Annotated in this window: 2 protein-coding genes; one reads left to right on the top strand and one right to left on the bottom strand. The window is 63.9% G+C overall.

Going from position 1 to position 6,717, the window contains the following annotated elements; translation table 11 throughout:
- Nucleotides 1-122: 122 nt before the first annotated feature.
- Nucleotides 123-677, bottom strand: a complete 555-nt coding sequence (locus tag NHN26_RS17000) for a hypothetical protein (protein WP_253090510.1) — start codon at nucleotides 675-677, stop codon at nucleotides 123-125.
- A 33-nt stretch (nucleotides 678-710) separates the two neighbouring features.
- On the opposite strand from NHN26_RS17000, the gene NHN26_RS16995 reads away from it, so the two are divergent.
- On the top strand, nucleotides 711-5,573 hold the full coding sequence (locus NHN26_RS16995) for a RecQ family ATP-dependent DNA helicase (RefSeq protein WP_253090509.1): 4,863 nt from the start codon (nucleotides 711-713) through the stop codon (nucleotides 5,571-5,573).
- Nucleotides 5,574-6,717 lie beyond the last annotated feature (1,144 nt).

Raw genomic sequence — 6,717 nt, 5'->3', positions numbered from 1 at the left:
GCTTCAAGCGCCACCTTCGCCTTGAAGTCCGCGCTGTAGTTCTTCCGTTTGCCAGCCACGCTGTTCGTCCTCGTCTTCCTCGGCGGCAAGCTTAGCAAACTGTCCAGTTTCTGGGGACCACCTCAAACAGAGCCCCCCGGCACCGCCGAAATCGTCCGCGTGGCCTGAACCTGAAGGGGAAAGAGCAAGTCACGCCTCAGGCTGCCGTTCTGCAACAACGCCCTTCCGAACGCATCGTTAAAGAGGTTTGCGCCTTCTTGAAGCAGCAGTGACCACGTTGCCATTGATCGCCGCGGACGATCTGCGCGTGACTGAGCTTCCGCAGGTTTTGACGTATCGTTCCCTGTGCCGGGCGGTAATGTATTGCGACGCCGGTGGGGGCGCTCTAGTCTCCTGCGAAACTGTTCTTTTTCCCGGGCTTGATGGCTATTCTGAGTTTCCTGCGACTGGGGAGTCCGGACATTAAGCGTCTGCTTGAGCGCTGTTTGTCCGTCGATCTCGAGGTCAATCCCAAGACAGGCGAAATCCTCGATCTGGCCGCGGTGCGGTTTGGCGACGGGCCCGCAGCCGTGGCGCCGAAAGGCCCGATCGACCGAGGACTCGACCAGCTCGAAAACGCGCTCGGCAAGACGTCGCACGTTATCGGCCACAATATCCTGCGCCACGATATCGAGCATTTGCTCGCAGCGCGCCCACGGCTCCTCGAGAGGATGGCCGCGCCGATCGACACGCTCTGGCTCAATCCGCTGGCCTTTCCGCGCAATCCTTACCACCACCTCGTCAAGCATTACCATGACGGGCGTCTGCAGGCCGGGCATGTGAACGATCCCGAGCTCGATGCGCGGTTGGTGTTCGAGGTGCTGGAAAACCAGGTCGCAGCGCTGACCGAGCTTGCGGCGCAATCCCCCGAAACCCTGCTCGCCTATCATTACCTTGCGACCCGCATGGACCGTGCCGAGGGCTTCGACGCGGTCTTTGCCCATGTCCGCAAGGCGCGGCAGCCCGACCGCGCCTCGGCACTTGCGGCGATCCGGGAACTCCTTGCCGACAAGGCCTGCGGAGTGCAGGTCGGGGCGGCGCTCGAGGCGCTGTCGGACCCGCGTCTGGGCTGGCCGATGGCCTATGCGCTGGCCTGGATCTCGGTCGCGGGTGGGGAGTCCGTGATGCCGCCCTGGGTGCGTGCGGCCTTTCCGCAGTCGGCGCTGATCGTGCGGGATCTGCGCGATAGCAACTGCGGCGACCCTGCCTGCGCCTGGTGCGCCGAGATGAACAACCCCGTGGAGGCGCTGAAGAAGTGGTTCGGGTTCGACGGTTTCCGGCCCCAACCCGTGGACAGCGCGGGGCGGCCGCTGCAAGAGGGTATCGTGGCCCGGGCCATGGAGCATGCGAATGTCCTCGGCATCCTGCCCACAGGCACGGGCAAATCGGTCTGCTATCAGGTTCCGGCGCTGAGCCTTTATGACAAGACCGGGGCGCTGACGGTAGTCATCTCGCCGCTCGTCGCGCTGATGGCCGATCAGGTGCAGGGGATGGAGCGGGCGGGGATTTCCTCGGCGGTGACCATCAACGGCATGCTCTCGATGCCCGAGCGGCAGGACGCGCTGGACCGGGTCAGGCTGGGGCAGGCGGCGATCTTGCTGATATCGCCCGAACAGCTGCGCTCGGTCTCGGTACGTTCGGTGCTGACACAACGCGAAGTGGGGCTTTGGGTGCTCGACGAGGCGCATTGCGTTTCGAAATGGGGGCATGATTTCCGGCCTGACTACCGCTACATCGGCCGCTTCATCCGCGAGTTTTCCGGCGCTGCGCCGCCTGCGCCGGTGCTGTGCCTGACGGCCACGGCCAAGCCCGAGGTGGTGCGCGACATCACCGTGCATTTCCGCGACCGTCTGGGCGTGGACCTCGCGCTGTTCGATGGCGGGGCCACGCGCACCAACCTGACATTCTCGGTGCTGGCGACGACGAAGGAAAGCAAGCTCGGGGATATCCTGGCGGTGATCTCCGAGCACCTGCCCGAGGGCGGGAAATCCGGGGCCGTCGTCTATTGCGCGACCCGAAAGGAGACCGAGCGGGTTGCGGATTTTCTCAAGCAACAGGGGCTTGCCGCCGAACATTTCCACGCTGGGCTCACCCCCGACGACAAGCAGACGGTGCAGGAACGCTTTCGCGTGGGCGATCTGCGGGTGATCGCCGCGACCAACGCCTTCGGCATGGGCATCGACAAGCCCGACATCCGGCTGGTGGTCCATGCCGACATTCCCGGCTCGCTTGAAAACTATCTGCAAGAGGCGGGCCGGGCCGGGCGCGACCGGGAGCCCGCCGATTGCGTGCTGCTTTATCATTCCGACGATGTCGAACGGCAGTTCACCCTCACCGCCCGCTCTCGCCTTGCGAGCCACGAGATCGGCGCCATCCTGAAAGCCCTGCGCCGCATTGATGAACGCACCCGCAACAGCGGCAAGGTGGTGGCGACCGCGGGCGAGATCGTGCGCGAGGAGAAAGACCGTGAGTTCCTGCGCGACAGCGCGACCGAAGACACCCGCGTCAAGACGGCGATCTCCTGGCTCGAAGAGGCGTCGCTCGTCTCGCGCGAGGAAAACCGGGTGCAGGTGTTCCCCTCCTCGCTTCTGGTGCGCACGCTGGCCGAGGCCGAGACCCGCCTGAAGGGTGCCAAGATCACCGAGGCGCGGCGGAGGCAGCTTCTGACCATCGTGCGCCATGTGATGAACACGCCCCCTGATCAGGGCATTTCGACTGACGAGCTGACCGGCATCAGCGGGCTGACTCACCGGGCGCTGAGCAAGGCGATGGCGGATCTCGAAACGCTTGGCATCGCGCGCAATGACATCGCGATCACGGTTTCGGTGCATGTAGGCTTCGAGAATGCCTCGCTGCCGCGCAACGCGCGGGCGATGCGGCTGGAAAAGGCCCTGATCGCGCGAATGCGCGAGATGGCGCCCGAGGCGGATGTGGGCGATGGCGCCCCCCTCGATCTGGTCGCGGCAAGCCAGCTTTTGCGCGACGAGGGCCACGAAGATGCCAGCCCGCATGTGATCGACCGGCTCTTGCGCAGCATCGAACGCGACGGGCGCGACAGCGACGGCGGGCGCGGCAACATCCGGCTGCGCAAGCTTTCGTCGAAAACGCTCGAGGTGGTGCTGCAACGCTCGTGGCGCGTGGTGGAGCAGACCGCCGCGCTGCGCTGGATGGCGGCGGAAAAGCTGCTCGACTTCCTGATTTCCAAAGTTCCGACAGGCACGAAAGGAAAGGATATTCAGGTCGATACGACCATCGGCGACCTGCTGGCGGCGCTGAGCGGCGATGCGCTGACCAAGGCCTCGGGCGTGAAGGACATGACCAAGCTCATGGAGCGCGCGCTTTTGTGGCTGCACGAGCAACAGGTGATGACGCTCGGCAAGGGACTCACAGTGTTCCGTTCGGCGATGACGATCTACCTCAAACCCGGGCGTGCGGGCTTCACCAAGAAGGACTTCCTGCCGCTTGAGGAGCATTACCGCGAACAGACGTTGCAGACCCATGTAATGGCGGCCTACGCCGAAAAGGGGCTAGGGCAGATCGACGAGGCGGTGCGGCTCTCCGAGGATTATTTCGCCCTCGATCAGGAAAGGTTCCTGCAACGCTGGATGCCCGGCCGCAGTGTCGAGTTGCGCCGCCAGACCACCGGCCGGGCGTGGAAACGGATCGTCGAGGATCTTGGCAATCCGGTGCAGCAGGAAATCGTCGCCGACGACCGCGAGGCGACGAACGTGCTGGTGCTGGCCGGTCCCGGCTCGGGCAAGACGCGCGTGCTTGTGCATCGCATCGCCTATCTGTTGCGGGTCAGGCGCGAGGATCCGCGCGGCATCCTCGTGCTCAGCTACAACCGCCACGCCGCCGCCGAAATCCGCGCCCGCCTGCGCCATCTGGTCGGCGAGGATGCCGCGCGCGTCACCGTCTCGACTTGCCATGCGCTGGCGATGCGGCTGGTGGGGGCAAGCTTTACCGGCGCGAGCGCCGAACGGCGCGATTTCGACGCGATCCTGCGCGAGGCAGTGCGGCAGATCAATGGCGAGGGCCTTAGCCGATCGGAGGCCGAGGCGCAGCGCGAGGTGCTCATTCAGGGCTACCGCTGGATCCTGGTGGACGAATACCAGGATATCGGCCCCGAGGAATATGCGCTGATCGCCGCCGTGGCCGGACGCTCGCTCGACGATCCCGACCAGCGCCTGAGCCTGTTTGCGGTGGGCGATGACGACCAGAACATCTATGCCTTCACCGGGGCCTCGATTTCCTTCATTCGGCAGTTCGAGGAAGACTACCGCGCCAAGCCGAAGTTCCTGACCGAAAACTACCGCTCGACCCGGCATATCGTGGACGCGGCAAACCAGGTCATCGTCCCCGCGCGCGGTCGGATGAAGGCGGGCAATCCGATCACCGTGGACAAGATGCGCAGCCTCGATCCCGGTGGCGGGGTGATGGCGGGCTACGACCCGGTCGGTCAGGGGCGGGTGCAGTTTCTGGATGTCGCGGTCGATGACACAGCACAGGCGGTGGCGGCGGTGGACGAGTTGGTGCGGATCTCGCGGCTCGACCCGGGGTTCACCTGGGCGCGATGCGCGATCATCTCGCGCGACTGGCGCAGGCTCGGCCCGGTGCGCGCCTATGCCGAAAAGCTTGGCCTGCCCGTCGAGATGGCGAACGAAAAGCTGCCCAGCATCTGGCGCCTTCGAGAGATGCAACGCTTCGTGGCGGGCCTGCGCCGACGCCCGGCGGCGATGTTGAGCATTCAGGACATGCTTGATGTGCTCAACGAGCAGCGCCCAAATCGCTGGATCGATCTGATCGCCGAGGGCATCGCGGATCTGGCCCGGGAACTGGGCAAGAAGACGATCCCGGTTCCCGACACGATCGAATGGCTGGCCGAATGGGCGCAGGATATCCGCAGCGCGCAACGGGGGCTTTTGCTCTTGACCGCGCATCGCTCGAAGGGGCTCGAGTTCGACCATGTGGTGATCCTGAACGGAGGTTGGAAGGCGCTGTCTAAGGGCGAAGACGGCGAGGCGCCCCGCCGCCTCTTCTACGTTGCGATGACCCGCGCGCGCCGCAGCCTTGCCGTGGTGACAAGCGGGACACACGCCTTTGTCGAGGCCGACAGCGATTGCGAGATGCTGCGCAAGGTCGAGATGCCGCAGAGGCTCGAACTGCCTGAGCCGGACCAGTATCAGGTTCCTGATATGAGTTCGGTCGATCTCTCCTATGCCGGACGGCTTCCCGAGACGAACCCGACCCTCGCAGCCATCGCCGCCGCGCAGGTCGATGATCCGGTAACGATCTCGTTGCACGAGGGGAAATGGCTGATCCTCGACAGGACTGGCCGGGTTCTGGGCCGTATGGCAGCAGCTTGGGCGCCTCCCGAGGGCACCGCTCTGATTTCGGGCAATGTGGGCGCGGTTGTGCGCTGGCGCAAGACCGACAATGACGAGCGCTTCCAGACCTACATCAAACGCGACGAATGGGAGACGATCCTGCCCGAACTCGTGTTCCGCACGAACGCGCCAACTCGCAACATCTGACAGTTCCGCCAGAACGCGGGTCGATATTTCAACTTGAACCTTCGAAATGCGCAGGTGACGACCGGCGCACTTGGGCGCCACCCAGCAGGGCGGACCAGCAGGGACGGCCTTTAGCTGCCGTCCACCTACCACGCCGGATGCCGCGGTGCGGCCCGGCGAACCGCACATCGCGGGTCATTGCGAATACCTGACACAAACCATCAGATAACTTGGCCCAACCCTTTTCTGGCGTTCGTGCAGGGCCCAGCGCTCGCTCTGCTGCAGGCGCGAATTTCCACGGACTAACTCACGATAACGGACACTCGGTAGGGTGACGCGCCATCCCTTGATGCCGCAGACGGCACCGATGAACAACCACGGGTATGGCCTCGGCCCGATGAAAGTCGCGGGTCAGAGCACCCGTCCAGCATTTTCGTTGCCTTTCCCGTTCCAAACCGCAAGATTTTATCACTCTGCTGAATACATAGGTTCCGCCCGGGCCCGGGTTAGGACAGGATGTGCCGTTTCGAGCAAACGTCTCGACCAGCGCATCCTTCACGCTGTCACCTGCTCTGTGGCGAACGGCTTCTTGCGCCAACATTTCCTGTAGCTGCTCAGCATCATCCTGAGTATCTCCCATGGGCCAGAGCGCAGAATTTGCAAGCTTGCGCTTCCGCTGCATAATGAGGTGTGAGGTGGTCCCCAGAAACTGGACAGTTTGCTAAGCTTGCCGCCGAGGAAGACGAGGACGAACAGCGTGGCTGGCAAACGGAAGAACTACAGCGCGGACTTCATGGCGAAGGTTGAGGTGTGGCCTGCTGCCGGTTTCGTGGACACGAAGATAAGATCGTGACCATGAAACCGGCAGCAGGCCAAGCCAATGCCCCTTGACCTCGCCGCCTTGGATACCGAACCTTCACTCTTCCGGAGCACACCGCGAGGGAACGTCCACGGCTTCCCCGACACGACCTGCGACTTGGCAGTTGCGGACACCTGGTCACTTTCAACGGCCTCACTTCCAGACGCCGCGTCAATAGGTGTCCCATCCCGGACGATCACATAGACCCTCGCCGCTCTGCGCTCTTCATGGCAAGATCGTTGCTGGGTGAGGTTCGGGACGCGGGGCGAGGATGCTGATTTCTCTTCACAAGCAGGCGACGACAAC

Origin of the sequence: Rhodovulum tesquicola (genome assembly GCF_024128855.1) — a bacterium.
GTDB classification, from domain to species: Bacteria; Pseudomonadota; Alphaproteobacteria; order Rhodobacterales; family Rhodobacteraceae; genus Rhodovulum; species Rhodovulum tesquicola.
Note: the sequence above shows the minus strand (reverse complement) of the source record. Positions and strands in the feature narration are given on the sequence as shown.